We start from the raw sequence: 25155 nt of genomic DNA on the forward strand, positions 1-25155 counted from the left end.
GCCTCGCCAATAAACATTAGGGATTCGAGAGACTGGCGCGTCGGTTCCCGGCTCTGCAGTTTGTCGGTTCATCGACCGAAAAACGAACGCGATCTCCGGTGGGAGGAAGTAACCGAACCCGTGTCATACGGCCCCAAACCCCCGAATTTGGCGGATAGGGCAACATTCTTTAACCATGACTCCCATAGCTTCGGCTCACCACCCAATGAGCTCGTCCTCTTCGTACAGTACACTCCAGAAGACGTTTCTGAAGTATCAGCACATCTTCGTCTTCGCAGCACCCGCGCTCTTCGTCGCGGCAGTCTACCTGTTCGCGCCGACGCCAGCGGATACGGGTAGCAGCTACTGGCTCCAGTTCTGGTGGCTGTTCCCGTTCTTCGTTCTGGGGGCGACCACCGTCAACACGGTCGGCATCAGCGGCTCGGCGTTGTTCGTTCCGTTCCTGATATTCATCTTCCCAGTACTCGCCGGGTTCGAACTCAGCCCACAACAGCTCGTGAAGATCGGGCTCATCAGCGAATCGTTCGGCCTGTCCAGCTCGGCACTCGCGTTCATCCAGTACGGGCTGGTCGACCGCAAGCTCGCCGCGACCCTCGTCGGTGGGGCAATCCCGTTCGTCGTCGCCGGCGCGTTGCTCTCGTTCGTCATCCCCGCGCCGGTCTTCCAGGCGTTACTGGGTATCGCCCTACTCGCCGCGTCGTACTTGCTTTTCAAGGCCGATCTCGGTCACGAGGCCCCCGACGGTGACGACGCCGACGAACCGGTCGGCGCGGACGGCGGGACGAACCTCCCGGACGACGACGGCAAGCTCGGTCCGGCCGGCGTGAACACGGCCGACGACGGCACCGTCACCCGGGTCGACCGCGACGGCGAAGAGTACGTCTACGACCGAAGTGGTTACACCAGACGGTTCGGGAACTACAGCATCGGTGGCATCTTCCAGGGTCTCGCCGGCTTCGGTATCGGTGAACTCGGTATCATCTCGATGCTCGGCTCGAAGATCCCCGTCCGCGTCGCCATCGGGACGAACCACATCGTCGTCGCGGCGACGGCCATCCTCGCCTCGCTCGTCCACGTCTTCGGGGGCCAGTTCGTCCCCGGCGGACACGCGCTCGACCTCGCGAGCACGCGCTGGGACATGGTCGTCTGGACCGTCCCGGCGACCGTCATCGGCGGCCAGATAGCGCCCTACGTCGCCTCTGCCCTCGACACGGAGATCATCAAGCAGGGGGTCGGTGTCCTGTTCGCGATCATCTCGACCGCGCTGTTCATCATCGCGTCTGGACTCATCTGAGGACACCCCTCGCGGGCGAATCGGCCACAGTGATTTGCTGGAGATTTTTTCCGGCTCGCAGGCCTGTTCTCTCGTATGTACGACGACATCCTCCTGCCGACCGACGGGAGCGACGAGACGTCGGCCGCCGTCGAGCACGCTGCCGAGGTCGCACAGCGCTTCGGCTCGACCGTCCACGTCCTGAGCGTGGTCGACACCCGCAACCGGTTCGAGTCACCCTCCGCCGGCATCTCTCCGAGCGTCTGGGAGGACATGGAGGACGAGCGTGCCGAGGCGGCCATCGACGCCGCAATCGACGCCCTCCCCGACGACGTGGAGACCGTCCGTCGAGAGCGAGCTGGCGTCCCGACGACCGAGATACTGGAGTACGCCGACGAGTCCGCGTGCGACCTCGTCGTGATGGCGACGCACGGCCGGACCGGGCTGGAGCACTACCTCATCGGGAGCGTCGCAGAGAAGGTCGTCCGGAAGTCGCCGGTCCCCGTGATGACCATCAGGGAAGGCTAGTAGGACCGGAAGACGGTGTCCCCAGCCTTTTCCGGCCAGGCCCCCGACTTCCGGGTATGTACACGTGGCAGTACTACGACCTGGTCCTGGCCGCCGTCGCGGTGAGCCTGCTTGCCGGCGTCGCCATCGGGAGCTTCACCACCGTCTCGATGTCGCTCTCGGTCGTGAGCACGGGCCTCGTCGCTGCCGCCGTCATCGGTCACGGCCTGTTCGTCAACGGACCGGTCGACGCGCCCGACGACCTCACGGACGAGGTCGAGGCGCTGAACTGACCGACCACTGAACTGAATCGACCCTATTCTCCTCGACGCCGACGTTGATCGACCCTTCCGGGGTCGTTAATCCGCGGTCCTGGTCTGTTACGTCGGGCAGGTTTGTTCTGGATATCCGGTTCTTCCAGCTACCAGCACATTCATATCTGTTTTTCTACAAGACCTTCGAACCGTGACTCGTGAGAGAGAGCCAGTTCCCGAACTCGGGAGACAACATCCGGGCTGACGACGATGCGACCACCAGCCGCCGCTCGTTCCTTCACGCCGTGTCGAGCGTCGGCGCTATCACCGGCCTCGGAGGCGTCGCTGGAGCCGGGTCTACCAGCGCCGGGGGTAGCACAGAGACAGGGTCGGCGAACGTCGTGTCTAACTACAATGTCGACGTTCGGTTCAGGACTTGCGGGCGTGCCATCATTCACTACAGGTACGATATCCCTTCCCTGACTGTTCGATACGTCGGAACCGACGGCCAAGAACACGAGGTGAACGTACCCAGACCACTGGAGGAACCCACACCAGGTGACCTGACGCTGTCCCCCGATACCGAAAACGACCGACTGGTCCTCGAACTCGAGAGCGCTGTTCCTGGTTCTTCTGCACGTCTCGAAGCGGTACGCGCAGTGGTAGACGATGGTGTGTACGACTACAGTCAGAACCCGTTCAGGGAGTGCAAAGCCCCCTGGAAGGAGATCGGAGAGCTCGTCGAAGTCGATGGTCTCCCAGTCGCGGTCCGTGGCGATGCGTCGAGCCTCGAACGAGACGTCGTCATTAGACCCGACGGCACCTGGTTCCACGGTGCGTCCACGTCCTACGGAGGGACGCTCTCACTCGACGGTGACACCGTCCTGGTCAGCGATCAGGAAACTGCTGTCCTGTACGAACGGGTTGGGTGCTCCATGGAGCAGGTAGCCACGCTGACGCCGGACGATCAAGATGGCTTCGGTGATCCGTATGGACACGACGTGCCAGTTTCACTCAGTGGAGACACAGCTATCGTCGGAGCGAGAGATAGTGCCTACATATTCGAATGCGAAGACGGAGAGTGGACGCAACAGACGAAGTTAACGCCACCTGAATCGAACCCGAACTGGCAGCAGTCAGGTTTCGGTATCTCGGTGAAACTCGACGGCGACACTGCCCTCGTTGGAGCACCTATGTATCCCCAAGAGGAGAATGAAGACTTCCCCTTCATTTCCGTCGCCGGTGCTGTTGCCGTGTTCAGAAGAGCGACTGATAGCTGGCAACTGGAAAGAAAGTTCGATGGTCACCTCTCCGGCTCATTCGACGGAAGTACAGCGGTTCTCGGTAGCATATATCGGGATTCTGTCGCAGTGATGGAACGCACATCATCGGGTTGGGTTGTTGGGAGTAGAATCGGACTTCCTGGTGGAACAGTCGGGGCTGCCGTTGTCGACGGAGACGCTGCCCTGGCGGTTGGTTCGCAGGCGGTTCGACGCCCGGAAGAATTTCGCGAGCCAGCTGGGGGAGATGATCGCTCCGTCTTCTTCCTAGGGAGGGATTTCGAGGGGGATTTCAGTTTCCACGGTATGTTCGCGGGCGAAGACGGTCCCATCGGAATCGACGGCGACCTCGCCTTCGTCGGCGACCGCGTCTTTCTCGTGCCGACCGAGTGACCGTCTCTGGGGAGCCGACGTCAGAATTCCTCGCCCTGCGGTTCTGGAACCCCACCTTCGTCGTCCAGGGCGTCGAACTCCCGCCTGAGGTCGCGAATCCGGTCGCGGATGTCCGCCGCCAGTTCGAACTCGAGGTTGCTGGCGGCCTCCTGCATCCGCTCTTCGAGTCGCTGTATCTGGGCGGTGGCAGCTTCGGCGTCCTCCGGTGTCCCGGAGCCGGCGATGCCGCTCGTGTCGGTCTCGCTGCCGGGTAGGTTCGTCTCGCCGACCTCCTTCTCGATGGTCGTCGGCGTGAAGCCGTGTTCCTCGTTGTACTGTTGCTGAATCTCCCGACGGCGCTGGGTCTCTTCGATGGCGGACTCCATCGCGTCGGAAGGCTCGTCGGCGTAGAGGACGACCTCGCCGTTGACGTTCCGAGCGGCGCGGCCCATCGTCTGGACGAGCATCGTCTCGGAGCGAAGGAAGCCCTCCTGATCGGCGTCGAGGATGGCGACGAGGCTGACCTCGGGGATGTCGAGCCCCTCCCGGAGCAGGTTGATGCCGACGAGCACGTCGATGTCGCCGAGTCGCAGTGATCGGACGAGTTCGTGACGTTCGAGCGTGTCCGTCTCGTCGTGCATGTACGCCACGTCGATACCGGACTCCTCGAGGAACTCGGTCAGGTCCTCGGCCATGCGCTTGGTGAGCGTCGTGACGAGGACGCGCTCGTCGCGTTCGACCCGCTCGTCGATGCGGTCCATGAGGTCGTCTACCTGTCCGGTAGCGGGCGACACTTCGACCTTCGGGTCGACCAGGTGCGTGGGGCGAACGATCTGTTCGGCGACGTTCTCGGAGTGCTCCTCCTCGTAGTCACCCGGCGTCGCGGAGACGTACAGCCGGTTGTCGGTCTTCTCGATGAACTCCTCGAAGGTGAGCGGCCGGTTGTCGTACGCCGTCGGGAGCCGGAAGCCGTTCTCGACCAGCGAGTCCTTCCGGGATTTGTCGCCGGCGAACTGGCCCTTTATCTGGGGCAGCGTCTGGTGTGACTCGTCGATGACGCAGAGGAAGTCGTCTGGGAAGTAGTCGAGTAGGGTGTACGGCGCGTCGCCCGACTCGCGGTCGGAGAGGTAGAGCGAGTAGTTCTCGATGCCGGAGCAGTAGCCTGTCTCCTGCATCATCTCGAGGTCGAAGGTGGTCCGTTCCTCGATTCGCTGGGCGGCGATGGCGTCGCCCTTGCGCTCGAAGTAGCGCACGCGGTTCGCCATGTCCTCGCGTATCTCCGCCATCGCGTTCTGGAGACGCTGCTCGGGGATGGAGTAGTGCTCCGCCGGGTGGACGAGCACGGCGGGTTCATCGCTGACGACCTCACCCTTGAGCGGGTCTATCTTCACCATCCGGTCTATCTCGTCGCCCCAGAGCTCGATGCGGACGGCGTACCGGCCGTACATCGGGAACACCTCGACGGTGTCGCCCCGGACCCTGAAGGTCCCCTGCGTGAAGTCGACGTCGTTGCGCTCGTAGTTCAGGTCGACGAGCCGTTTCAACAACTCGTCGCGGCCAACCTCCTCGCCCACCTCGAGGCGCATCGCCATATCGACGTAGTTCCGCGGGTCGCCGAGGCCGTAGATGGCCGAGACGCTCGCGACCACGATGACGTCGTCCCGCGTGAGGAGCGAGCGGGTCGCGGAGTGGCGCAGGCGGTCTATCTCGTCGTTGATGGAGGCGTCCTTGTCGATGTAGGTGTCCGTCTGCTCGACGTACGCCTCTGGCTGGTAGTAGTCGTAGTAGGAGACGAAGTACTCGACCGCGTTGTCCGGGAACAGGTTCCGGAGCTCGTCGTACAGCTGGGCCGCCAGCGTCTTGTTGTGGGCGATGACCAGCGTCGGCTGCTGTATCTCCTCGACGACCCACGAGACGGTGTTGGTCTTGCCGGAGCCGGTTACGCCGAGCAGGGTCTGCTCTTTCGCACCGGACTCGAACCCCCCGACCAGCTCCTCGATGGCCTGCGGCTGGTCCCCCGCAGGCTCGAAGGGCGCATCGACCCGGAACGGCTGCTGGGCCTCTGGCCGGTCCGGCTGCAGGGGCCCCGAGTTTGCGTCGCTCATTCGTGAACAGATTATGGGCGCGAACAGTATGAGTGGTGCGTTCGTGTGGTGTGTGAACAATCCGAGATGTCCCGACGTGGAGCCGGCGACACCGTCACAGCCGGCGGCGAATGTCACCGCACCGCAAACGATTATCGGCGGGAGTGCGTAGGTGGAGACATGTCACGAGAACACCTTCAGAACGCCGCAGAACTCATCCGCGAAGCCGCCGAGGCTACCACACACAACGACGCACGGGAGCGACTCGAGAAGCAGGCCGAGCAGTTCGCCAAACACGCCGAGGCCGAACGAGGGCCGGACCACGGCCGACTCGCCCGACACGAGCGAATCCTCACCGAGGTCGCGGAGGCCGAGGGCGGCGTCGTCGAGAAGAAACTCGACGAGGCGCTGGTCGAGGTTCGCGAGTTCCGGAGCACGGTGAAGGGAGTCTGAGCAGGAACGGTTCCGGTTCGACGAACCGCGTCAGCAGACCGGCTTCGGGTTCACTCCCATCTCTTCGAGCCGGTCGGTGTAGACCTCGTACGCAGACTGCACGACCTCGGAAGCGACGCGTTCCGCGGTCTCCTCGTCCTCGCCCTCCTCGTCGGTACAGATGCGGGCGAGATGCTCCGTCGCCGCGTCGAGCCGCGCCTCCAGCGTGCCCTTCCGGTCGCGGAAGGTCTGAGCGGTCTGCGGGTCGGCGTTGCCGACGTAGAACCCGACGAACTGGTCGGCGAGCTTCAGCTCGACCAGCGTGTAGCCGACGAGCGCCGCGGTTCGTGTGACGGGCGAGTGGTACTCGCGCAGCGTCTCGTGGAAGGCGTACTCGTTCCCGTCGACGTCGACGTCGAGCGAGTCGTACCAGTCGCCTTCCTCGTCGGCGATCTTCGCGTAGAACGAGGTCAGCTCCTCGTCGGAGCCCTCGTCTACCTCGCCGGGCCACTTCCCGAACAGGTCGGCGTTCACGTCGGCGAGGCCGGCGGCGACCTGCTCGATGTTCTCGGCGTTCAGCTCGCCGCCGGTGAGGGCGTAGAGGGCCTTCGAGGAACCGAGCCGGGAGAGGGCGGTCTGGTTCTCGTTGCGGACCGTCTCGAGGAAGTCGTCTGCGTCCATACCCGTCGATTCTCTCGCCGCCACTTTGTACCTGCCGCCAAGGGCGGATTGGGCCGGAAGTCGTGACGGTCCGGATGGCGTTTCGGTTCGGCCACCGTCGAGAGACGGCGAAACCGCTCACGAGGAGCGAGCGGGCCGAAAGAAAGCGAATCGGAAGAACGGTACCGGTGGACGACCTCAGTTGCCCTTCTCGATGGGCGCGCCGACGAGGTTGCCCCACTCGGTCCAGGAGCCGTCGTAGTTGATGGCGTCCTCGTAGCCGAGCAGTTCGTGGAGCGCGAACCAGGCGACGGACGAACGCTCGCCGATGCGGCAGTAGGCGACGGTCGTCGACTCGCCGTCGATGCCGTGCTCCGCGTAGAGCTCCTTGAGCTCGTCGTAGGTCTTGAACGTCCCGTCGTCGTTGGTCACGGCCGCCCACGAGATGTTGGAGGCGCCCGGGATGTGGCCGCCGCGCTGGGCGGTCTCTTGCAGGCCCGGGGGCGCGAGAATCTCGCCGGAGAACTCCTCGGGCGAGCGAACGTCGACGAGGGGGACGCCGCGCTCGATGGCGTTCTCGACGTCCTCGCGGTAGGCGCGGATGGACTCGCGCGGGCCGCTCGCGTTGTAGGTCTGCTCGCTGAACGAGGGTACCTCGTCCGTGAGCGGGTAGTCGTTCTCGAGCCAGTAGTCGCGGCCACCGTCCATGAGACGGACGTCGTCGTGGCCGTAGTACTTGAACTGCCAGTAGGTGTAGGCCGCGAACCAGTTCGAGTTGTCACCGTAAAGGACGACCGTGGAGTCCTCGGTGATGCCGTGAGAGCCGAGGAGGTCCTCGAACTCGTCCTTCGTCAGGATGTCACGGGTCGTCTGGTCCTGGAGCTGTGTCTCCCAGTTGAAGCCGATGGCGCCCGGGGCGTGACTCTCCTCGTACGCCTCGGTGTCGACGTCGACCTCGACGAGTCGGAGGCTGGGGTCGTCGCTCTGGAACTCTTCCAGATTGTCTTCCACCCAGTCCGCGTCGACGAGTACGTCCTTTGCGTAGTCAGTCATACATCCGTAGTTATCGCGCCGGGGGTATATCCTTGTGCCCCTGCGGCAGGAGCCGCCGGACGTTGGGTGAACCGGAGAGAATCACCTCCTTCTCTGACGATATCGGGCGGTGACGGAAGGAAGTGTGACGTCGTTTTTGGCTCGAACGGTTCGGCTCCAAACAGAATAACGACATATATGCGAGGGAAACAGACACCGGATATAGTTTCCGGTACCTGCGAGTCGGAGGCCGTCGCCGTGACCGGGAAGGCTTACTGACGCCGGAGCGAACCGCCGACCATGACCGACGTACCCTGGGTCGTCTCCCGCGGCTGGCTCGCCGAGAACCGCGAGCGCGTCCGCATCGTCGACGTCCGCGACGCGTGGGAGTACGAAGGAATCGGCCACCTGCCCGGCGCGGTGAACGTCCCCTTCGACAGCTTCCGGAGCGAAGACGACGTCGACGAGGGAATGCTCCCCGGCGCCGAGGTGTGGGCCGACCTCATGTCCGAAGCCGGCATCGAACCCGACGACACCCTCGTCGCCTACGACGACACCCACGGCGTGTTCGCCGCTCGCTTCGTCGTCACGGCGCTCAACTACGGCCACGACGACGTCCACCTGCTCGACGGCGACTACAGCGCCTGGAACCGGGAGTACGAGACCACCACGTCGGTTCCCGACGTCGAACCGACCGAGTACGAGGTGACCCCCCCGGAGGAGCGACCCCTCGTCTCCGCGGAGACCGTCCTCGACGCGCTCGACGACCCCGACGTCGTCCTGCTCGACACCCGCGAGGAGTGGGAGTTCGACGAGGGCCACATCCCCGGTGCCCAGCTGCTGGACTGGCGCGACCTCGTCGACGAAGAGACGCGCGGACTGAAACCCGAGGACGAGTTGCGGGACCTGCTCGCCGAGCTGGGTGCCACACCGGAGAAACGCATCGTCCTCTACTGTAACACCGCCCGGCGCATCAGTCACACCTACGTCGCGCTACGTCACCTCGGCTACGAGACCGTCGAGTTCTACGAGGGCTCGCTGACCGAGTGGGAGAAGATAGACGGTCCGGTCGAGGCGACGTAGTCCGCTCGGTCGGGGCGACGTAGTCCGCTCGGTCGAGGCGACGTAGTCCGCTCGGTCGAGGCGACGTAGTCCGCTCGGTCGAGGCGAACAATCCGACCGGGCGAGACCACCTCATCGGTCGTCGGCGTCCCCGTCAGTACCGTCGAGAGAATCCTCGACTACGTCCACCGTTTCTGCGACCGATTCCTCCGCCTCCTCGATGACCCCGGCCGCGGCAGCTGTCGCGGCATCGGTCGCATCGTCGATCGGGTCGGTCCGGAGTGGGTCTTCGTCCTCGCCGTTGACCGCCTCGGAGAGCAGCTCCAGCGACTCCGAGAACAGGGCGACGACGAGCGGCCCGGCGATGACGCCGACCGGTCCGACGCTCAACAGCCCGCCGATGAAACCGATGAAGTAGAGGCTTCCGGGCATGTCGGCCGTCATCTGTGCCAGTCGGGGTCTGATGACCGCGTCCGGCAGGTAGCCGATGACGATGCCACCGACGACCGCCACGACGATGGCGCTCGGCAGGTCACCCTGACTGACGTGCCAGAGTGCCGTCGCCCCGATGAGGACGCTCGGGCCGATGATGGGCAGGAACTGCAGGACGCCGGCGACGGCGGCCATCGACACCCAATACTCGTAGCCGAGTACCCAGAACACGGGGAGCGCGATGAGGAACGTGCCGAGCGCGGTCGCAATCTGGAGCACGTAGATGGCGAACAACGTGTCGCTCGCCCGTTCGACGAACGCGTCGGCGATGTCACGGTAGGACGGCGGGACGACCGCTATCGCGGCACGGTAGACGCGGTCCTGCTCGACGAGGAACGCGAACAGGACCATCACGAACAGTGCAGCCTTGAGCGCGAGGTCTGGGGTCGCTTTCGCGATCGTCACGGCGAACGACGAGAGGTAGGTCACGACGAGATTCTCGACCTCGCCCAGTTCGACGGAGTACGATACGCCCAATATCTCGGTCGTGAACGCCGGCGGCAGCTGCCGAACCAGTTCGATGAGCCGTTCCCGCCTGACGTAGGCGATGACGGCCACGGGGACGAACACGGCGAGTCCACCCACGAACGTCACCAGCGTCGTCAAAACGCCCGCCCAGTACGAAGGGAGACCCCGTCCCTCGAGCCAGGTCTGGACGGGGCTGACCACGCTGGCGACGGTGAGCGCGAAGAAGACCGTTCCGAACACCGCAGAGAGCGTCGCCCACGCCAACACACCTGCAACGAGCACGAGTAGTGTGAGAACGACGCGTCGATTCAGTTGCACAATCGAATCAGTACTCGCACGGCTAAAAAGGTAGACTGGCCAACAGAGCAGAGTCATGTGATTTATCTACCACCGCCCGAAATCACCGAGTAATGAGACGGAGAGAGTTCGTATCTTCGGTCGGTGTGGTCGGTGGGCTGGGGTTGGCCGGTTGCCTGACCAAGGACCAGACCGACGACGAGGCGGGAGGAACCGACGGGTCGAAGACCAGCGGCACGGGGGAGACCAGCGGTAGCGGGAAGACGACGACTGCGGGCGAACCGACCGGGACGTTGACGGTCGGGACCTACCCCTCCTTCGTCGACTCGCCCTCGAGCAGTCCGGGCGCGTGGATCAAAGAGCAGTTCGAGTCGCGGTACGACGACGTCACCATCGAGTGGAAGACGCCCGAGAACGGCGTCACTGAGTACGTCCAGCGTCGGCAACAGGGTGCGAGTGTCGACATCGACGTGTTCGTCGGTCTCAACATCGACGACCTCGTCACCATCGACGGGGCACTCGGCGAGAATCGACTGTTCGGGAAGCTCTCGCGAGACCGGGTTCCGCACGCCGAGCGCGTGCGTCCGGAACTCTCGTTCGACGACCCGAAGGGAAGGGTCGTTCCCTACGATACGGGCTACATCAGCCTCGTCTACGACGAGAGCGTCGTCGACGAACCGAAGACGTTCGAGGACCTGACGACGCCCGCCTACGAGGGCACGCTGCTCGCCCAGAACGCCCAGTCGACCGACTCCGGCCAGGCGTTCATGCTGTGGACCATCGACGCCTTCGGCGAGGACGGTTACCTCGACTACTGGAAGCAGCTCCAGGACAACGACGTGAAGATTCTCGGTTCGTGGTGGGACGCGTACAAGGCCTACCTCGACGGCCAGCGGCCGATGGTGGTCTCCTACTCGACGGACCAGGTGTACGCGAACCGGGACAAGCTACCGATGGAACGCCACCAGATCGGCTTCCTCAACGACCAGGGCTACGCCAACCCCGAGGGGATGGCGGTCGTCGAAGGCTCGGACCAGACCCGCCTCGCCCACGAGTTCCTGAACTTCATGCTCGCGAGCGAGACGCAGGCGGAGATCGCGGTCCGGAACGTCCAGTTCCCCGCCGTCACCGACGAACACGTCCAGCTGTCCGACTCGTTCAACAAGTACGCGTTCCGCCCGCCGGAGACGGTCGCCTTCAGCTACGACGAACTGAAGGGCAACCTCGCAGGCTGGACCGAAGAGTGGGCCAAGACCATCGCTAGCAACTGAGGATGCCGGTCTCCGGCGGCCTCCTCGACGTGCGAGTCCGTCTCCGCGCAGTGGTGGACAGGTACGGGCTCGCCGCAGTGACGGTCGGGACGGTCGCCGTGCTGGCAGTGATGCTCTTTCTCCCGGTCGGGCTCGTCTTCGCCGAGGCGTTCGCCGGGCCTACCCCGCTTGCATCGTTCCAGGCCGTGCTGACCGACCCGTTCTACACCGGCGTGCTCGCGAATGTGTTCGCCGATCCGCTCGCCGTCGGGACCCATCTCGGGAACGTACTCGTCTGGCTGGCTGCCATCGATTTGGGGTTCTGGTACCTCGAGCTCCCGCCGCTCCGCAAGGGGCTGTTCGGATTCACCGCGTGGCAGGCGCTCCTGTCTACGGCCGCCAGTCTTCTCGTCGGTCTCCCCGGCGCGTACGTCCTCGCCCGGTTCGAGTTCCCCGGGCGGGAGACGGTTCGGTCGCTCACCATCCTCCCGTTCGTCCTCCCGGGTATCATGGTCGCGAGCGGGTTCTACGCCGCGTTCGGCAGGGGCGGTCTCGCGAACTGGCTGGTCGGCCTCGCCGGCATCGCCCCGCTCGATCTGCTGGAGGCGAACCCCCTGCTCGTCGTCGTCCTCGCCCACGCGTTCTACAACGCCCCGCTCGTGACTCGCATCACGACAGCCGCGTGGGAGTCGGTCGACCAGAGTGCGGTTGAGACGGCCCGAAGCCTCGGAGCGAGTCGACGGCGGGCGTTCCGCGACGTGGTGGTTCCCCAGCTTCGTCCCGCCATCGTGACGGGAGCCCTCCTGACCTACATCTTCACCTTCCTCACGTTCCCCATCGTCCTCGCGCTGGGTGGGCTCGAACTCGCCACGGTCGAGGTCTGGGTCTACGACCGGGTCCAGCGACTCCAGTTCGAGTCGGCCGCGACGCTCGCGGTCATGGAGACGGTAATCTCGCTGGCACTCACCTACGCCTACCTTCGGTACGAGGCTGCCCAGCGAGCCATGGCTGGAGGTGACGGCCCGGAACGCGAACCCCTGTTCGGCGAACTCGACCTGAAACGGGGGGCCATCGCGGTCTACGGGCTGTTCGTGTTCGTCCTGTTCGTCGGCCCACTGGGGAGCATGGTCGTCGAGAGCCTGACCGACGGTGCTGGCTTCACCCTCCGGCACTACGCCTTCCTCGTCGAGCGTCAGGCGACCGGCGCGAGCTTCCAGACGAAGCCACTGCCCGCCATCGTGAACTCGCTCCTGTTCGCGGCCGCGACGGTCCTCGTCGCCGTCCCGATGGGTGTCGTCGTCTCGGTGGTGACGACGGGCCGCAGCGGTGGCGGTGCAGGGGGTGCTGGCAGCGACCGAAGCGCGAGTCGAAGCAGGGGGCGCGCGGTGGTCGAGACGCTCACGATGCTCCCATTCGCCGTCTCAGGCGTCGTCTTCGGCGTCGGCCTGCTCAGGGGGCTGGTCTTCGGCATCCCCTTACCGGGTGGCTGGCGCCTGCAGCTGACGGGTGCCGTCGCCATCGTCGCGGCGCATGCGGTCGCCGCCTATCCGTTCGTCGTACGGAACGTCGCCCCGCAATTGGCGGGCGTCGACACGCGACTGGTCGAATCCGCCAGAAGTCTCGGTGCGACCCGGACGCGGGCGCTCTTCGACATCGAAGTTCCGCTCGTGGCGACCGGCCTCGTCGCCGGCGCCGCCTTCGCCTTCGCCATCTCGGTGGGTGAGTTCGATTCGACGGTGATATTGGCCAGCGATTCGGCCAGCTACACGATGCCAGTCGCCGTCGAACGCTACCTCGGAAGGCGGTTCGGGCCAGCGATGGCGATGGGGACCCTCCTGCTCGCGGTGACCGCCGCGAGCTTCGTCGTCGTCGGTCGGCTCGGTGGAACGGTCGAGTCAGACCACCGAGCCGAGGGACGCGAGGGGAGCCGAGGTGGTCGGCCGTGACCAGTCTCACCCTCGAGGAGGTCACCGTCAGCTACGGCGACACCGACGCCCTGAGAGACGTGAGCCTGCACGTCGAGGACGGCGAGTTCTTCACACTGGTCGGCCCCTCCGGCTGCGGGAAGACGACCACGCTTCGGACCATCGCAGGGTTCGAAACACTCACCGCGGGGACCGTCCGGTTCGGTAATCGCGACGTTGCTGGCGTCCCGCCGGAGGACCGGAACGTGGGCGTCGTCTTCCAGAATTACGCGCTGTTCCCCCACATGAGCGTCGCCGAGAACGTCGGTTACGGTCTGCGATTCCAAGACGTCTCCGCCGCCGACGCCGACGACCGGGTCGCGGAACTGCTCGACCTCGTCGACCTCGGTGGGATGGGCGATCGCTCCCCCGACGAACTCTCCGGCGGCCAGCAACAGCGGGTCTCGCTGGCGCGAGCGCTCGCTCCGGAACCGGAGGTGCTCCTGCTCGACGAACCGATGAGCGCCCTCGACGCCCGCCTCCGGGAGTCGCTACGACGGGAGGTCGCTCGCATCCAGTCCGAACTCGGCGTCACGACCGTCTACGTCACACACGACCAGGCCGAGGCCCTGGCGGTGTCGGACCGGGTAGCGGTGATGCACGGCGGGCGAATCGAACAGGTCGGGACGCCGCAGGCGATCTACCGAACGCCAGCGACTCGGTTCGTCGCAGAGTTCGTGGGAGAGAACAACGTGTTCACCGGTGACGTATCTCCAGTCGAAACGGAGGGGGTTCGCGTGCGGGTGAACGGTGCCGAGTTCGCACTAGGTGGTAGCGTTGCTGGGCGCGAGGATACCGTGACGTTCTGCATCCGCCCCGAACACCTCCACCGTGACCATCCAGAGAACCGGTTCGAGGTCACGGTCACGCAGACCGAGTTCCTCGGCGAGTCGGTCCGTGTCCACTGCGACTGGGACGGCCGCGAGGTCATCTGGCGGAGCGACTCGTTCTCGATTCCCGACGTCGGCGAGTCGCTGGTGCTCGGGTTCCAGCCGGGCGACGCGACCGTGGTGTGAGAGGGGCGACCGCTTCTGGACGGTTCACGTTACGCACCCATAGCTATCGGCCCTGCCAGAACCGTTCCAGCCCGAGCTCCAGCATGTCGGGGCTCACCTTCTGGAACTCCTCGCGCTCCGGCGGCGAGAGGTAGCCCCGGACCGAATCCCACGACTCGGCTTCGGCGTACCGCTCGTCGACGAACACTCGGACGCCGACCTCGTCACTTCCGCGGATGACGCGGCCGATTGCCTGTCTGGCCTTTCGGACCGCGGGGACGGTCAGTGCGTACTCGAAGCCGTCTCCGAACTTCTCGTCGTAGGCCTTCCGGACGGCCTTCGTTCGGGGGCTCGCGGTGTTGATGAGCGGGACGCCGCAGATGACGGCCGCAGAGAGCCGGTCGCCCTTGTAGTCGACTCCCTCGGTGAGCGTGCCCCGGAGGCTCGTCACGAGGACCTTTCCCGAGCCGGCGAAGAACTCGTCCTTGAGCGCTTCGGTCGTGCTATCGGCGCTCGATTCGTCGAGCAATACGGGCTTGCTCAAGTGGTTCTCGCACACGTCAGCCGCCCACTCCGCCTCGCGGTAATTCGGCATCCCGACGAGGACGTTCCCGGGCGACTCCGCGACGGCGCAGATGGCGTCGGCGTAGGTCTGACGAACGCGGTTGTCCTCGGTGGTCGCGCCGCGGTTATCGTAGGTGAACTTTGGGGCGGCAACGGCGAACGACTCACGGTTCTCCTCGGGGAAGTGCAGGCCGTAGGTCCGCTGCTCGACCGGTCTTCCCTCCTTTTCGAGGTGATTCAGGCCGGTGATCTCCGCGAAGACGTCCATCGGGGCGAGCGTGGCGCTCATCAGGACGCCACCGCCGAACTCGGCGAGGTGGTCGGCGATGACGCCCGAGGGGACGCAGTTGTGGATGGCGAGGCGGGCGTTGTAGGCTCGTCTCCAGGAGTCGGTCGGCTCGGTGTCGTCCCAGGTCCGGTCGAGCTCTATCTCGCGGAAGTAGTCGGTGTGGTCGCGGTGGAACCACGCCGAGAGCGCGCGGGCCATCGACTCAACGGCGCGGGATTTCTCCTGCTCTTCGGCCTCGTTCAGGACGCGGGCCGTGACCGCCGCCACGCTGGTGAGACTGGTCCACGTCTTCGGGTCGTAGCCGGCCGCCTCGGCCCACTCCGTCAGCTCGTCGGGCGCGGGGTGTTCCGGGTCGCGGAGCGGAATCTCGTCGTCCGGGAGGTCGGTCAGGTTGGCCCGCCAGCCGCGGTGCTCGCGGTCGAGGTGGGCCTTGATCCGCCGGTCGAGCTCCTGACGGAGGTCGACGACGAAGTCGCGGACGTGTTCGAGGTCGGAGACCTCGACGTCCGTATCGGAGAGTTCGCCGCGGACGAGGTCGGCGTCGGCGGTCGTCTTCCGGCTCGCGCTCCCAGTCCCCTCGGAGAAGGCGACCGGCTGGATTACCCGGGTGAGTTCCGCCTCGGCGTCGCGCAGGGTCCGGTCGCTCACGCCATCGCTGACCAGGTCTCGAACGCGCGGTTCGAGCATGTGCGCCTCGTCGCAGACGAGGAACGTCGAGTCGTCGAGCAGCGCGCCGGTGAACGACGACGTTGTCGTCGGGTCGAATGCGTGGTAGTAGTTCCCGACGACGACCTCCGCGTGGGCCAGCAAAACCCCCATCAGCGAGTGCGGGCAGGTCCCGTACTCCATCCCCGCGCCGACGAGGTCGTCGGGCCGCATCAGGCCCATCTCGCTGAAGTCGAACGGGATGGCCTCGGCGGGGTCGCCATCGTCGGGCAGGTCCGCGAGGAACCGGGCGTAGAACGGACAGAACTCCACGTCGGCCATGCCGGTGTCGTACTCGGGCATGGTCCGGGGGTAGGGCGAGGGCTCGCTCGCACTCTCGAGGTAGGAGGCGTTTGCGCCGCCGCCGCCGACAGAGGCGAGGTCTATCTGCTGACTTCTCGCCTCCGCGGTGAGCGCCTCAGCGGTCGTCTCCCCGCCCTCGCCCGCGAGGTCGCGCGTCTTCTCGCGGAGCGTGTCACACCGGTCGTAGACGTTCTCGTCGTCGATGCCGCCCGCGTTCTCGCGGTTGTACGGGCAGACGTCTGACTTGCCGACGAGCGTCAGCGCCGAGATGGGGTCCCAGTCCGCCGGAAGGTTCGCGTTGATGGTCTCCAGGTCCTCCTCGAACTGCCGGAGCTGCTGCTTGACGCTGGTGAGCACGAGAACGCGCTCGTAGTCCGAGTCCGGGTCGCGCACGAGGTGTATCCCCGCCGTGAGAGCCAGCATGGTCTTGCCAGTCCCGCAGGCTCCCTCGACGACGGTGAAGCCGTTCTCCTCGGCCGTCGAGATGGCGGTCTCGATGCCGTCTTCCTGTTCTGTGTAGGGCTCGTCATGACCGAAGACGGCTCGCCACGGCGCGGTCATCTGTGTCGCGTTCATCGTCCTCCGGGCATAGTCCTGTCGGGTGTGGCCGCTCGATGCGGTATAAACTCTCGTCCGGGTGGCGGTTTCGGGTCGGGCCGGGGTGGCGATTTCGGGTCGAGCTGGAATGAGATATCGACCACGAACCGTTCTGACCAGAAGCACCGCCCACACCCACAGAACACAACATCTACCCTTTTCCACTCGAAACGAGGGGTATGAGCGAGTTCGACGTAGACGCGTGGCGCGAGGAGTTAGAGCAGAAACGCGCCGAGAAGGACGAGTTCTTCGCCGAACATCCGCAGTCGCCGGTCCCACCCGAGGAGCGCGACGACTTCGACGGCGTCGACTACTTCGAGCCGGACCCGGCGTTTCGGGTCGAGGCGAGGGTTGAACACCACGAACTGCCCGACCCCGTCCCGATGGAGACGACGGGCGGACCCGAGACCCGCTACGTCCGGGTCGCGACGCTGACGTTCGACCTCGACGGCGAGGAGTACGAACTCCACGGCTACAAACAGCGACCCGGCGAGGGCCAGCCCGAGCCGCTGTTCGTCCCGTTCCGCGACAAGACGACGGGACAGCAGACGTACGAGGGCGGCCGCTACATCGAGTTACACGCCGAGGGGGACCTCGAGTCGATCGACTCGCTGATACTCGATTTCAACCTCGCCTACTCACCGTTCTGTGCCTACTCGGAGACGTTCTCCTGCCCGCTTCCGCCGGAGGAGAACTGGCTGGAGACGACGGTCGAAGCGGGCGAGAAGTTCGAGTAGAGTAGCTCGTCTCGAGCAGAGCAGTTCGAGTAGAACGGTTCGAGCAGAGCAGTTCGAGTAGAACGGTTCGAGTGAAACAGTAGACGGTTCCTGAAACCGCGAATCAGATCAGAACAGGTAGCCGAACATCGAGAGCAGCCCCATCAGCACGACGCCGACGCCGACGAGACGGTAGAAGGTGACCCGTGTCTTCGTCAGGTATCGTCGTGGGGCGCGAACGTGCGCGAACCGGAGTTTCAACATCTCCTCTGGGAACGCGATGAACAGCCCACCGACGAAGAAGATGGTGAGCATTCCGAACGTCCCCAGGAGAGTTTCGACCAGCGTCACGGTGCCACCCCAACCGTCAGGAGTGCGCCGAAGGTCCGGTAGCGCTCGACCATGGCCTCACGCGAGTCCCAGTCGTCGGTCGGGAACTCGTCGGCCGGCGGGATGTCGATGTCCCGGTCGGCGACGTTGTCCTGCTCGGCGACGACCAATCCTGCGTCACGGAACGCCTCGCGGTAGTCGGCGGCGCTCCAGAGCGTCATGTCGACCTCGATGAACTCCTGCCACTCGTGGGAGTGGACGTTCTCCTCGTAGTAGTTTACCGCACAGTAGAACGTCCCGCCGGGCTTCAGCACGCGGGCGACCTCCGCGAGCGTCTCGTGCGGGTCCTGTGAGTAGTAGAACGCTTCCATCGTCCAGATGTGGTCGACGCTGTCGGTCGCGAACGGGAGGGAGCCGAAGTCACCGACGACGTAGCCTACCGATTCGTCGTCGGTGTAGCTCCGGGCGTTCCAGGCCATCTCCGGGGAGCCGTCGAGACCGTAGACCCGGTCTGCGCCGGCGTTCGCGCGCAGCGCCCGGCCAGCATAACCGGAGCCACAGCCGAGGTCGAGCACGACGTCGCCCTCCTCGACCGGCATGCGTGCGAGTGCGTGCTTCGCCGTGTGCCAGTGGCGGTCCTCCATGCCTCTGTCGCGGCCGTCCTGCGCCCACGTGTCGAACTCTTCGCGGACACTCATGATGAACTCCTCGGTCGTGAGAGGTTATGAAGCGTTCGGACCCCGAGATACCGTGTGCCGTGGGTTCGAGGCGCGCACCAGAGCTGGCGATATCGATCCCCCGAGACCGACTGTTTATCGGTGACGGGCCCCCACTCGGAACCATGGTCGGTCCACGAAAGCGGTTCAAGATCGCCGACAGTGCCCAGCAAGTAGTCGGCGGCTTCCTGCTCGCCGGCCCGTTCGTCGTCACCGCCGAGGTCTGGGAACTCGCGTCGAACATGACGCTCTGGCACTCGGTCGCGACCGTCGCAATCGTCTTCGCGATCGGCTACGGCGCGCTGTACAAAGCCGACGACGAACGGAATCCCGACCGCGAAGCAGAAGTCGGCGGGATTCCGCTCCGGTTCGTCTCGCTCATGGTCGTCTCCTTCGGCTCGGTTACGTTCCTCGCGCTGGCGTTCACCGCGCCCAGGACGTTTCTCGTCGACAACGGCTTCCTCGAGAATCCGACGCCGCTCGCCATGGTCGTGACGACCGCGAAAGCCATCACGGTGGGTGCGATATTCAGCGTGGTCGGCGCGGCGACGGCAGACTCGGTGTTCTGACTCGACGGGGGATGTCGGTTTGCCGAGGAAGAGAGGCTGAGCTACCGCGACCACGAAGGGGAAATACCCTAGCCGCGGGGGTCTCTCGAAAGCGTGCCACCGCGTCTCAACCCCCACCCGCACGCTTAAGTTCGTGCCGCGGGATTCCGGGATTATGGACTACACGCTCGCCGTAGACGGTCTCGACGAAACGATTCCAGCTGGCACGAACATCCTTCTCGTGCATCCGTCGACAGGGGCGACGGACCGAATCGACACCGAGTTCCTGAAAGAGGATACGGACTATTTCTTCGTTATCTCCACACGAACCACCGCCCGTGAGGTTCGACAGAAGCTCGAGTACTACGACGTCGACGAGACGAAAGCGGTCATACTCGACACTCTGAGCGTCGAGCGCGGCTACTCTCGACGTTCCAGCAAGAACGTCCACTACGTCTCCGCTCCCGACGACCTCGACGGTATCGTCGAGCAGACGGAACGCTTCTTCGCGGAGCACGACGGCAAGCTCCGCGTAAGCTTCGACTCCATCACCGAACTCGCGTACTACGCTGGCGAGGACGAGGCTCGTGGAGCGGTCGAACGACTCCTCGAAATCATCGAGGAGAACGATGCCGTCGGCCTGTTCCACCTCTCCGACGAAGTCCACGACCAGGAGACCGTCGCGGCGTACCGGGAACTCTTCGATATGGTCATTGACTTAGACGTCGACGGGAACGTCGAAATCGAAGACGGGAACGGCGAGATGGAATAATAAGCGAGCAGTAGTTCGGCTCAGAACTGCGATCTCACACCAGCGATTCGAACGTCTTCTCCGCCCACTTCACCGCATACGGCGCCCCACGCTCCCTGTACACGTCCGTATCGAGCGCTGCGAATGGCGCCGGGAGTTCGAGCGCGTGTTTGAGGCCGCTACAGGCGAGTTCGGTCGCGTCGGCGAAGTCCGTTCGCCCGAGTGCAACCTCCCGCGAGAGGCCGTCGATACGTCCCTCGAGCCGGCTCCCTGCGTCCTGCCAGGTTTCGCCGAGCGCAGGGTGGGCCGACAGCCAGTTAGCGAACACGTCACGGGTGTGCAGGCCGAGCCAGCCGTCGTACAGCGCCGCGGCGACCTGGTAGGTCGCGTTCGGATCGAGTGGGAGCGCATCCGAGAGTTCCCGATACTGCTCCTCGAAGAAACCGAGGAAATGTTCGGGCTGGTCGAGGCCCGCTTCGACGAGTGCCTCCGCCACGAGGAAGTCGACGAACGACTCGGGCGAGCCCTCGACCCGCGGTTTGACGAGGATGGCCGGCGGGTCGGTCTGATGTGTCCAGACGACGCTTCCGTCACCAGGTGCGCCCACGGTGAACGTCGACCCTGCGAGTCGCTCGAGCAGCGCCGGCGCGTCCGGTGGAAGCCACTCCTGCGGGTAGCTCTGTGGCGAGAGCGAGTCGACGAACAGCCCCAGGTCCTCTGCCTGTGCGGGTGGAAGTGTCTCGAAGTCGCCGTCGACGTCGAGTACGACCGCACCGGGGACGTGTTCGTCTCGAATCGCGGCGACCGGAGGAGAGAGCGTTCGTTCGCTGAACATCACGCCGCGCCGAGTGAGACGAGGACGAGTGCGATAGCGAGTACTCCCGATACACCGACCGTGGTCAGGACGATCTTCGTGGCGTCGCTCATGTGCGGGAAGTGCTTCCGTGCGAGCGTAAAACCACCGGTTCTGGCTACGAACACACTCTCGGTGCTGGTCATGACCGACGCGTCGGTAACGCAGGATGAGAACTACGTCGACGGATAAGTGACTGTAGGGGGTGACTGTGGGTTGAGTGACTGTAGGGGGTGACTGTGGGTTGAGTGACTGTAGGGGGTGACTGTGGGTTGAGTGACTGTAGGGGGTGACTGTGGGTTGAGTGACTGCGGGTACGGGTGACTACAGATTGAGTGACTGCGGGTACGGGTGACTACAGATTGAGTGACTGCAAGAATGACTCGCGATTGGGTTCATCTTTCACCCGGACTCGCAATCCGACTCCGGATTGCGGGGGCCTCCATTTCGACTCCAGAATCCGGTCGAGCCCGTCTCTCACGTGTCCGCTCTCGGATGAATTTCGTCCCGGTGTATCCGAGTTTGGTCGTGGAGTTACCGAAGTAATACGGGGCCTTGGGCGAGGAGGAGGAAGGCATCGATGGTATATCTCCACCCGAAACGGTGGGGTATGGTCGCAACTCGGCCAGGGTTCGTTTTCAGTTCGATGCATGTACAGAAATCGGTTCAGTACACGGAAAGGGACCGATTCGAGGGCGGGGAACTCGCTTCGGTGACGGACGCGGGAATCCCGTCCCGACGGAAGTGGCGAGGACCCGATCACGGCCTCTCCAGCCGACCGATGTTCACTCCTCGCCGCCGCGCCACGCCTCGGGAACGTCGATGACGTACCGACCGTCTTCGCGGAGCGAGATGATGTACTCCTGACGGTCGTACAGTTCCATCAAGTTCAACTCGTACTGTCCCGGGTTGAGGATCTTGATGCTCTCGAACTGCTGATTGAGCTCGTGACGAAGCTCGTCCAGGTCGGGACGGTCGTCGACCTCGGTGTCGGCCGGCGCAGAGACGACGCGTCCGTCTTCTGGCTTCGGTTCCGACGGCGCCGCTGCTGGTGGTTGGTCCTCGCCGGGCGACCGTGCCGTTTCCGTCGTCGCGTCTTTTGCGTCCTGTGCCGTATTCGGCAACTCGTCCGGCGAGACCATGTCCGACCGGGCACTCGCCTGGGCGTTGTCCTCGTCCGAAGCCGGCTTCGCTCGAATCGAACCGTCCTCGGCCGGGTCCGACTGTTGTCGCTGTTGGTCGGACTGTTGTCCGGACTGCGGCGGTTCCTGCGGCTTCTCGCGAGCGGTCGGCGGCCGCTGCTGGTTCTGTCGTCCCGTGCTCGATTTCTGGTCTCGCGACGCTGCATCGCCACCTGCGGAAGTGGAGGCCTCCGTAGCGGAGGTCGAATTGGCGGCGGAGTCAGTACCCGTCTGCGGTGAAGCACTGGCTTCGTCGTTCGGGGACGCACTCGACGCGCTCTTCGAGGACGTGTTCGACTCGCCTTTCGAACGAGCTTTCGCCTTCTCCGCTGGCGTCTCGTACGATTCGGTTCCCGACTTCGGCCACGCACGCTTCGATTCGCTCGAAGCTTTCGACCCGGTGCTGTCCTTGCTGTTACTACCGACCCATTCACGCACCGTCTTCGTCGCCTTGCTCACTGCACCGGCGCTGGAACTCGTCGACGGTGGTTCGGGAGCCGATTGCTCCGACGCGGCACCTGAACCGGAGGGCTCCGACGTGGCACCCTTCGGGATGAACTGGAACTTGTTGCCGCCACAGCCAGGGCAGCCCGAGAGCATCTCCTTGGAGCCGTCTTCGAACGTTTTACCGCAGTCTGTACACTGGTGTGGCATTATTTCCGAGAGACGAGCGCGCTGATGAGGTTCTCGTCCTTGTGCAGCGTCTCTATCTGGTTCGCCGGTCCGATGACGGTCAGTTTCGACGTCTCCTCGCGCCCCATTAGACGGTCGAGAATACTGGCGTCGTTCGTCTGGGAACGCGGGTACGTCTCTATCTCGATGCCGTTGAACTCGTCGGGGCTGATCTCCGCCATCGTGACCTCGATGAGCTTCGACTCCTCGTCTGGGGAGAGCCCATCCTCGAGGATGACGATGTTCCCGTCGCGAACGCCGTCGAGGATGAGACGGATCTTCTCCATGCTCGCGAGCTTGGACATCCGCTCACCGCTGATGAGGTCGATTTGAACGCCTTCTGAACTTTGTGCTTCAGGCATGTTGGTCACGCGAAGTACTCCGCGATTTTGTCGTAGACCTCGTCCATGTTCTCACCCTCGAGGGCGGAGAGCGGGACGGTCTCGTGCTGTGGGAACGCGTCTTCGATTCGCTTGATGCTCGAGTCTTCGAGGTCTATCTTGTTGGCGAAGATGAGCACCGGCAGGTCACGCGATTCGATGATGCCGATGAGCATCGTGTTCACCTGCGTGAACGGGTCGGTCGAACTGTCGAGTACGTAGATGACGCCGTCGACGTCCTCACGGAGCCAGTGCATCGCCTCTGCGACCCCTTCGGTCGCCTCACGGGAGCGACGAACGGCTTCGTCCTTGTCGAAGTCGTCGAAATCCATGAACTCCTCGTAGTCGACCTTCGTCGTCACACCGGGCGTGTCGACGATGTCGATGGTGACGGAGCTCCCGTTGCGCTCGATCTCGACGTTCTCTTTCCGACGTGCCCGCCGCGTCTCGTGGGGCACGTGGCTCTCGGGACCGACGGCGTCGCCGGTCCAGTCACGGGCGATCCGGTTCGCGAGTGTGGTCTTCCCGGCGTTCGGCGGTCCGTATATGCCGATTCGTTTCTGCTGCTCTTCCTCTCCAAACAGACTCTCACGTACGCGATGGAGGCTGTCCTTCAATCCTGAAATGAGTCCCATCCTGTTCAGTCCTCCCACACGCAACCCGCCCGTCCCGACGACCTCCGGCCGTCGGCTTGTTTCGGGCGCGATATACGTGCGTCTGCCCATAGTACCGAACTGGACTTACTTAAGCCTACGTCAGACATATTGTTCCGCTAACTATTGATTCGCCAACCATTGGCGAGTGTGCTAGTCGAAGAGGCAACGCGCCTTCCCGATGATTCAACCATCTGCCAATCTCCTCGCGGTCGAACGTCGAACACCGCCCGCACTGACATGCATCGAACACCGCCCGCACTGACACGCATCGAGCATCGACCGGACCGACCCACGTTGAACAGCTGCCGCTCGAGTTGAAACGGAGGGGTAACCAGAATAGGAGCCATTCACGGTATCGGCCCACATCGAGCTGTCGAGCTGAAACGAAGGAGTGAATCCAGCGAGATGGAACTGACGGAGTGGAACGGAGGAATCCTGTTCGCCGGCTTTCCAAGGTGTGACTTCGGTCTCCACTAGATGCACTGGAACACGGGGTCTGCAAAGGGATATGTGGCCTAGTGACTAGGCGCCGCTAGAAGCCCTTCTAGCACGCTAGAAGGCTAGATACCCGATTACTGGAACCCCCCACCCCTTCGTTTCGTGTGGAAACGAGGGAGCTAGTGGGTGGGGGTGGTGGTCGATGGCGGTTCTCGCTCTAGCTAGATGACACGAGGCTGTTGACATCTAGTATAGAATATAGCTAGCAGCTAGAACATAATGGATTTTATCTGTTCTACGGTTGTGGTTAGATTACATCCATGATAAAGATTCCCCTTCTAGAAACCCGACCACCCCCTCCCCACCTTCTCGCCGTTCCACCCGAAACGAAGGGGTGGGGGGCACCCTAGCCACGTGCTAGCACCCCTTCGTTTCGCGTCCAATCGTGTCCACGCCTCACGTCACGCCGCTCCACGCACCAGGCGACGACATTATATCTGGAATCGTTGAAGTCCAGAGGGACTGGTCCAAACGTGTCCACGCCACCAGAATTCTCCACCCACGGCACGACGAAATGGAGACGTAGAACCTGTCGGTGCCGTTCGACACGAAACGGAGGGGGTTACCCGCCGAGTTTCTACGCCGGGAACCCCCTCGCTTCTAGTCCGTAAGGTGCTACCCTCCGTTCGTGTGCCAACCTGCAGTGAGGGCAACGCTCGTTGGTTCGGTTCTGCCTGGTCTCTCGATTGGACCGGTCTCTCGATCGGGCCGGTCTCTCGCTCTCCCTCGCGCGTACGCAATCAATCTTCATTCTGATAACAGCAACCGTGTTTGATGGCGGCGAATAACTGCAACTGTGTTTGATGGCGACGACTGTGATGTCGGCAGATCCACTGGGACAACAGTTCCAGAACCGCGACGGACCACTGATAGTTTCTGGAGATGGTACCATCCATCGTGGTCTGGATTTCTAAGTTCACCGCGAATCACTGGCCATCGAACGCAGCTCGTATTCGCCTGATGAACTGATACGT

Annotated in this window: 24 protein-coding genes; 12 read left to right on the forward strand and 12 right to left on the reverse strand. The window is 64.0% G+C overall.

Features of this window, described 5'->3' with window-relative positions; all coding sequences use genetic code 11:
• Nucleotides 1-205 precede the first annotated feature (205 nt).
• The 4 genes from ACSC1Y_RS08335 to ACSC1Y_RS08350 all read left to right on the forward strand — a co-directional run bounded on the left by ACSC1Y_RS08335 (nt 206) and on the right by ACSC1Y_RS08350 (nt 3707).
• Nucleotides 206-1294 (forward strand): sulfite exporter TauE/SafE family protein, encoded by a 1089-nt coding sequence (locus tag ACSC1Y_RS08335; protein ID WP_435334314.1) that lies wholly within the window; start codon nt 206-208, stop codon nt 1292-1294.
• 75 nt (nt 1295-1369) lie between these two features.
• Nucleotides 1370-1801 carry a universal stress protein gene (locus ACSC1Y_RS08340; RefSeq protein ID WP_435334315.1) on the forward strand — a complete coding sequence of 144 codons (432 nt, stop codon included), beginning with the start codon at nt 1370-1372 and terminating at the stop codon, nt 1799-1801.
• 56 nt (nt 1802-1857) lie between these two features.
• A complete protein-coding gene (locus tag ACSC1Y_RS08345) occupies nt 1858-2073 on the forward strand; it encodes a DUF8015 family protein (protein ID WP_435334316.1) in 216 nt (71 codons plus the stop codon).
• Nucleotides 2074-2252: 179 nt separating this feature from the next.
• Nucleotides 2253-3707: an FG-GAP repeat protein gene (locus ACSC1Y_RS08350; protein ID WP_435334317.1), complete on the forward strand. Its 1455-nt coding sequence runs from the start codon at nt 2253-2255 to the stop codon at nt 3705-3707.
• Between the two features lie 20 nt (nt 3708-3727).
• On the opposite strand, the gene uvrB is transcribed toward ACSC1Y_RS08350, so the two are convergent.
• The gene (gene uvrB, locus ACSC1Y_RS08355; RefSeq protein WP_435334318.1) at nt 3728-5791 is read right to left on the reverse strand and encodes an excinuclease ABC subunit UvrB; all 2064 of its coding nucleotides are present in this window, start codon (nt 5789-5791) and stop codon (nt 3728-3730) included.
• 159 nt (nt 5792-5950) lie between these two features.
• Between uvrB and ACSC1Y_RS08360 the strand changes: the two genes are divergently transcribed.
• The gene (locus ACSC1Y_RS08360; RefSeq protein WP_435334320.1) at nt 5951-6223 is read left to right on the forward strand and encodes a DUF7553 family protein; all 273 of its coding nucleotides are present in this window, start codon (nt 5951-5953) and stop codon (nt 6221-6223) included.
• 30 nt (nt 6224-6253) lie between these two features.
• Here ACSC1Y_RS08360 and ACSC1Y_RS08365 read toward each other — a convergent pair whose 3' ends face one another.
• Nucleotides 6254-6883, reverse strand: coding sequence for a rubrerythrin family protein (locus tag ACSC1Y_RS08365; RefSeq protein WP_435334321.1), 630 nt, complete (start codon nt 6881-6883; stop codon nt 6254-6256).
• 177 nt (nt 6884-7060) lie between these two features.
• A complete protein-coding gene (locus ACSC1Y_RS08370) occupies nt 7061-7915 on the reverse strand; it encodes a sulfurtransferase (RefSeq protein ID WP_435334322.1) in 855 nt (284 codons plus the stop codon).
• A gap of 279 nt (nt 7916-8194) precedes the next feature.
• Here ACSC1Y_RS08370 and ACSC1Y_RS08375 point away from each other — a divergent pair, with 279 nt between their 5' ends.
• On the forward strand, nt 8195-8977 hold the full coding sequence (locus ACSC1Y_RS08375; RefSeq protein ID WP_435334323.1) for a sulfurtransferase: 783 nt from the start codon (nt 8195-8197) through the stop codon (nt 8975-8977).
• Nucleotides 8978-9088: 111 nt separating this feature from the next.
• On the opposite strand, the gene ACSC1Y_RS08380 is transcribed toward ACSC1Y_RS08375, so the two are convergent.
• A complete protein-coding gene (locus ACSC1Y_RS08380) occupies nt 9089-10234 on the reverse strand; it encodes an AI-2E family transporter (RefSeq protein ID WP_435334324.1) in 1146 nt (381 codons plus the stop codon).
• 92 nt (nt 10235-10326) lie between these two features.
• Between ACSC1Y_RS08380 and ACSC1Y_RS08385 the strand changes: the two genes are divergently transcribed.
• Genes ACSC1Y_RS08385 through ACSC1Y_RS08395 form a run of 3 tightly spaced genes read left to right on the forward strand, consistent with a single transcriptional unit; the run spans nt 10327 to nt 14443 of the window.
• Nucleotides 10327-11484 carry a thiamine ABC transporter substrate-binding protein gene (locus ACSC1Y_RS08385; RefSeq protein WP_435334325.1) on the forward strand — a complete coding sequence of 386 codons (1158 nt, stop codon included), beginning with the start codon at nt 10327-10329 and terminating at the stop codon, nt 11482-11484.
• A 2-nt stretch (nt 11485-11486) separates the two neighbouring features.
• A complete protein-coding gene (locus ACSC1Y_RS08390; protein ID WP_435334327.1) occupies nt 11487-13409 on the forward strand; it encodes an ABC transporter permease in 1923 nt (640 codons plus the stop codon).
• On the forward strand, nt 13406-14443 hold the full coding sequence (locus ACSC1Y_RS08395; protein ID WP_435334328.1) for an ABC transporter ATP-binding protein: 1038 nt from the start codon (nt 13406-13408) through the stop codon (nt 14441-14443). The genes ACSC1Y_RS08390 and ACSC1Y_RS08395 overlap by 4 nt, the downstream gene beginning before the upstream one ends.
• A 43-nt stretch (nt 14444-14486) precedes the next feature.
• Here ACSC1Y_RS08395 and ACSC1Y_RS08400 read toward each other — a convergent pair whose 3' ends face one another.
• Nucleotides 14487-16859 (reverse strand): ATP-dependent DNA helicase, encoded by a 2373-nt coding sequence (locus ACSC1Y_RS08400; RefSeq protein WP_435334329.1) that lies wholly within the window; start codon nt 16857-16859, stop codon nt 14487-14489.
• A gap of 200 nt (nt 16860-17059) precedes the next feature.
• Between ACSC1Y_RS08400 and ACSC1Y_RS08405 the strand changes: the two genes are divergently transcribed.
• Nucleotides 17060-17617 carry a DUF1684 domain-containing protein gene (locus ACSC1Y_RS08405; protein ID WP_435334330.1) on the forward strand — a complete coding sequence of 186 codons (558 nt, stop codon included), beginning with the start codon at nt 17060-17062 and terminating at the stop codon, nt 17615-17617.
• A 108-nt stretch (nt 17618-17725) separates the two neighbouring features.
• On the opposite strand, the gene ACSC1Y_RS08410 is transcribed toward ACSC1Y_RS08405, so the two are convergent.
• Together ACSC1Y_RS08410 and ACSC1Y_RS08415 are read right to left on the reverse strand one after the other, a co-directional pair.
• On the reverse strand, nt 17726-17947 hold the full coding sequence (locus ACSC1Y_RS08410; RefSeq protein ID WP_435334331.1) for a hypothetical protein: 222 nt from the start codon (nt 17945-17947) through the stop codon (nt 17726-17728).
• Nucleotides 17944-18624, reverse strand: a complete 681-nt coding sequence (locus tag ACSC1Y_RS08415) for a class I SAM-dependent methyltransferase (RefSeq protein WP_435334333.1) — start codon at nt 18622-18624, stop codon at nt 17944-17946. The genes ACSC1Y_RS08410 and ACSC1Y_RS08415 overlap by 4 nt, the downstream gene beginning before the upstream one ends.
• A 143-nt stretch (nt 18625-18767) precedes the next feature.
• On the opposite strand from ACSC1Y_RS08415, the gene ACSC1Y_RS08420 reads away from it, so the two are divergent.
• Nucleotides 18768-19211, forward strand: coding sequence for a DUF2391 family protein (locus tag ACSC1Y_RS08420; protein WP_435334334.1), 444 nt, complete (start codon nt 18768-18770; stop codon nt 19209-19211).
• 154 nt (nt 19212-19365) lie between these two features.
• Nucleotides 19366-19962 (forward strand): DUF7090 family protein, encoded by a 597-nt coding sequence (locus ACSC1Y_RS08425; RefSeq protein WP_435334336.1) that lies wholly within the window; start codon nt 19366-19368, stop codon nt 19960-19962.
• Between the two features lie 34 nt (nt 19963-19996).
• Here the strand turns inward: ACSC1Y_RS08425 and ACSC1Y_RS08430 are convergent, their stop codons facing one another.
• The 5 genes from ACSC1Y_RS08430 to ACSC1Y_RS08450 all read right to left on the reverse strand — a co-directional run bounded on the left by ACSC1Y_RS08430 (nt 19997) and on the right by ACSC1Y_RS08450 (nt 23662).
• Entirely contained in the window at nt 19997-20776 is a 780-nt protein-coding gene (locus ACSC1Y_RS08430) for a DUF7089 family protein (protein ID WP_435334337.1), read from the reverse strand.
• On the reverse strand, nt 20776-20868 hold the full coding sequence (locus ACSC1Y_RS08435) for a hypothetical protein (protein ID WP_435334338.1): 93 nt from the start codon (nt 20866-20868) through the stop codon (nt 20776-20778). The genes ACSC1Y_RS08430 and ACSC1Y_RS08435 overlap by 1 nt, the downstream gene beginning before the upstream one ends.
• A 711-nt stretch (nt 20869-21579) precedes the next feature.
• On the reverse strand, nt 21580-22629 hold the full coding sequence (locus ACSC1Y_RS08440) for an OapC/ArvC family zinc-ribbon domain-containing protein (protein WP_435334340.1): 1050 nt from the start codon (nt 22627-22629) through the stop codon (nt 21580-21582).
• Nucleotides 22629-23009 carry a DUF2073 domain-containing protein gene (locus tag ACSC1Y_RS08445; protein ID WP_435334341.1) on the reverse strand — a complete coding sequence of 127 codons (381 nt, stop codon included), beginning with the start codon at nt 23007-23009 and terminating at the stop codon, nt 22629-22631. The genes ACSC1Y_RS08440 and ACSC1Y_RS08445 overlap by 1 nt, the downstream gene beginning before the upstream one ends.
• 5 nt (nt 23010-23014) lie before the next feature.
• Nucleotides 23015-23662, reverse strand: a complete 648-nt coding sequence (locus ACSC1Y_RS08450) for an Era-like GTP-binding protein (protein WP_435334342.1) — start codon at nt 23660-23662, stop codon at nt 23015-23017.
• Between the last annotated feature and the right edge of the window lie 1493 nt (nt 23663-25155).

This window comes from Haloarchaeobius lipolyticus, from assembly GCF_051208015.1.
GTDB lineage: Archaea > Halobacteriota > Halobacteria > Halobacteriales > Natrialbaceae > Haloarchaeobius.

Coding starts and splice junctions, on each gene's coding strand:
- ACSC1Y_RS08365 (WP_435334321.1), bottom strand. CDS start 6,883: ATGGACGCAGACGACTTCCTCGAGACGGTCCGCAACGAGAACCAGACC.
- ACSC1Y_RS08400 (WP_435334329.1), bottom strand. CDS start 16,859: ATGAACGCGACACAGATGACCGCGCCGTGGCGAGCCGTCTTCGGTCAT.
- uvrB (WP_435334318.1), bottom strand. CDS start 5,791: ATGAGCGACGCAAACTCGGGGCCCCTGCAGCCGGACCGGCCAGAGGCC.
- ACSC1Y_RS08450 (WP_435334342.1), bottom strand. CDS start 23,662: ATGGGACTCATTTCAGGATTGAAGGACAGCCTCCATCGCGTACGTGAG.
- ACSC1Y_RS08375 (WP_435334323.1), top strand. CDS start 8,195: ATGACCGACGTACCCTGGGTCGTCTCCCGCGGCTGGCTCGCCGAGAAC.
- ACSC1Y_RS08430 (WP_435334337.1), bottom strand. CDS start 20,776: ATGTTCAGCGAACGAACGCTCTCTCCTCCGGTCGCCGCGATTCGAGAC.
- ACSC1Y_RS08345 (WP_435334316.1), top strand. CDS start 1,858: ATGTACACGTGGCAGTACTACGACCTGGTCCTGGCCGCCGTCGCGGTG.
- ACSC1Y_RS08385 (WP_435334325.1), top strand. CDS start 10,327: ATGAGACGGAGAGAGTTCGTATCTTCGGTCGGTGTGGTCGGTGGGCTG.
- ACSC1Y_RS08415 (WP_435334333.1), bottom strand. CDS start 18,624: ATGAGTGTCCGCGAAGAGTTCGACACGTGGGCGCAGGACGGCCGCGAC.
- ACSC1Y_RS08390 (WP_435334327.1), top strand. CDS start 11,487: ATGCCGGTCTCCGGCGGCCTCCTCGACGTGCGAGTCCGTCTCCGCGCA.
- ACSC1Y_RS08360 (WP_435334320.1), top strand. CDS start 5,951: ATGTCACGAGAACACCTTCAGAACGCCGCAGAACTCATCCGCGAAGCC.
- ACSC1Y_RS08445 (WP_435334341.1), bottom strand. CDS start 23,009: ATGCCTGAAGCACAAAGTTCAGAAGGCGTTCAAATCGACCTCATCAGC.
- ACSC1Y_RS08440 (WP_435334340.1), bottom strand. CDS start 22,629: ATGCCACACCAGTGTACAGACTGCGGTAAAACGTTCGAAGACGGCTCC.
- ACSC1Y_RS08425 (WP_435334336.1), top strand. CDS start 19,366: ATGGACTACACGCTCGCCGTAGACGGTCTCGACGAAACGATTCCAGCT.
- ACSC1Y_RS08340 (WP_435334315.1), top strand. CDS start 1,370: ATGTACGACGACATCCTCCTGCCGACCGACGGGAGCGACGAGACGTCG.
- ACSC1Y_RS08435 (WP_435334338.1), bottom strand. CDS start 20,868: ATGAGCGACGCCACGAAGATCGTCCTGACCACGGTCGGTGTATCGGGA.
- ACSC1Y_RS08420 (WP_435334334.1), top strand. CDS start 18,768: ATGGTCGGTCCACGAAAGCGGTTCAAGATCGCCGACAGTGCCCAGCAA.
- ACSC1Y_RS08405 (WP_435334330.1), top strand. CDS start 17,060: ATGAGCGAGTTCGACGTAGACGCGTGGCGCGAGGAGTTAGAGCAGAAA.
- ACSC1Y_RS08335 (WP_435334314.1), top strand. CDS start 206: ATGAGCTCGTCCTCTTCGTACAGTACACTCCAGAAGACGTTTCTGAAG.
- ACSC1Y_RS08370 (WP_435334322.1), bottom strand. CDS start 7,915: ATGACTGACTACGCAAAGGACGTACTCGTCGACGCGGACTGGGTGGAA.